This window comes from Daejeonella sp., from assembly GCF_049655485.1.
Classification (GTDB): Bacteria; Bacteroidota; Bacteroidia; order Sphingobacteriales; family Sphingobacteriaceae; genus Daejeonella.
The window spans coordinates 1-2,173 of the sequence record NZ_JBASJU010000357.1; the positions used below are offsets into that span (position 1 = coordinate 1).

Annotated in this window: 1 protein-coding gene; it reads left to right on the top strand. The window is 40.4% G+C overall.

All coding sequences use genetic code 11. The features are described from left to right. Nucleotides 1–390: 390 nt before the first annotated feature. On the top strand, nt 391–2,010 hold the full coding sequence (locus WBJ10_RS14530; protein WP_424291540.1) for a M1 family metallopeptidase: 1,620 nt from the start codon (nt 391–393) through the stop codon (nt 2,008–2,010). Nucleotides 2,011–2,173 lie beyond the last annotated feature (163 nt).

The following is a 2,173-nucleotide window of genomic DNA, read 5'->3' on the forward strand; positions in this document are numbered from 1 at the left end:
GGGAGTCCCGGCGATTACCATCGGTCGAGGCGGCAAAGGCGGCAATGCCCATTCTTTGGACGAGTGGTGGATTAATGATAAAGGTGCTGAAGCGATCAAGCTTGCCTTATTAATTCTGGTAGCAGAAGCCGGGCTTGTAAAGACTTTGTAGTAGTTGTATGAGCTTCACCCTATAAGTTTCCGGCATTCCTAAGCTGCTGCAAATAAGCGTTCCCGTCAAGGTGATAAATAACTGGATAGCTTTGATTTTAGGCTTTACAAAAAATGGTGGGTGACGATATTCTCGAAAATTTCTATATTTAATTCAGTTTGGTGGAGGGTGACAATTGAGTTTAATCGTAGACAAAACTGACGAAGAACACATCGATAATTCAATATAAAAAATGTATTATGAAGTACAAAGTAATTGCACTCTCTTTCCTGATGTTTATATCATCGTCCTTAATTGCACAAGACCGAGATATCAGCCATATGAGTTCGGGTGGAAAGCTGAAACCATTACAGGCAAATATGGACATCCGGCATTATACATTGGCACTTGATGTTGATATTCCCAACCAGTCCATAAATGGTTATACTGAAATTGACCTTGTTTTAAATTTACCAACAGATACGCTCCTTTTCGACCTGGTTCATTTTTTAGATGTTACCGCAATCAGTACAAACCAAAAGAGGAACAGATTCTATCGCGAAGGAGACCTTATTTACATTGTAGATAAAGCCGGTTTTAAAGCAGGCAGACAAACCATTAAGATCGAATACAATGGTAAGCCCCCTGTAGCTGTAAACCCACCATGGAAGGGCGGTTTTAGCTGGAAAAAAGATAATGCAGGTAATCCTTGGGTGGTAATAAACTGCCAATTGGAAGGCGGTAAAGTTTATTATCCCTGCAAAGATCACCCCAGCGACGAGCCCGATGAAGGCGCTGAACTTTTTATTACTGTACCAAAAGGATTAACTGTTGCAGGGCCGGGACTGCTTCAAAATGTATTGACAAAAAAGGATAAACAAACTTTTCATTGGAAAACGAATTACACCATAAGCAATTATTGTATTCTTTTTGATATTGGCAAATATGCCATTGCAAAACGTATCTATACTACTATTGAAGGGAATAAAGTACCTATGGAATTTTATGTGCTGGAAGAAGACAAAGCCAATGCAGAAAAAATATTAGACTTACGTGAAAGGGATACCCGCATACTTGAAAAATATTTTGGAGAGTATCCCTGGGCAAAAGAAAAAATAGGCATTGCTCAGGTACCTAACCCCGGCATGGAACACCAGACCATGATTACCTATGGTGACAAGGAGGGTAAATTCATACTAAAAAAAGTTGGTAACTATGATTACTCCGCAAACCTGTTTCATGAATTTGCACATGAATGGTTTGCCAACAAAGTAACAAATAAAGACTGGGCTCATATGTGGATTCAGGAAGGGATTACCACCTACAGTGAAGCATTGTTTTGCAGGGAGGCCAATGGTGATCGGGGTTATGACAGTATGATGGTAGTCCTTAAGAACAATATCCGTAATCAGAAACCGGTGGTGCAGGGAGAAGTCATGAGTTCGTCGGAAGCTTATTACAGCGATATTTACCCTAAAGGCGCTTTCTTTATGCATACCCTGCGCTTTGTACTGGGCGATGACGTTTTTTTTAATACACTAAAAAAACTGGCAACTGCACCTCAATACACCTACAATAATTTTGTTACTACAGATGATGTGGAACAGTTGTTTAGCAAAGCATCGGGCAAAGACCTAAAGCCATTGTTTGATTTTTACTTAAGAACCACTAAGCTGTTGGAGATAACCGTAAAACAAACCGGGTTTAATGAATATGCCATAAGATCGGAAAACCTGCCCATGCCCCTAACCATTGATATTTTAACAGGCAGCGGTACGGAGCAAACAATCTTAACTGATAAGTGGATTAAAATAAAAAGCAGCGTTCCACCGATTGCTGATCCCAAGGGATATTTTTTAAAAACTGTGAACAGCAATTAAGCAGGTTAATATTAAATTTAGCCCACTATTTCAGGGAAGCGATTAGTTTCTCGTTCAATGTCACATAATCTCCATTCTGAGCTGTTTTAGCCAGCTCCATCGATTTGTTTGCCGCAGCTAAGGCTTCCGCTTTTCTGCCCAGCTTAGCCAGGGTGTTGGCCCG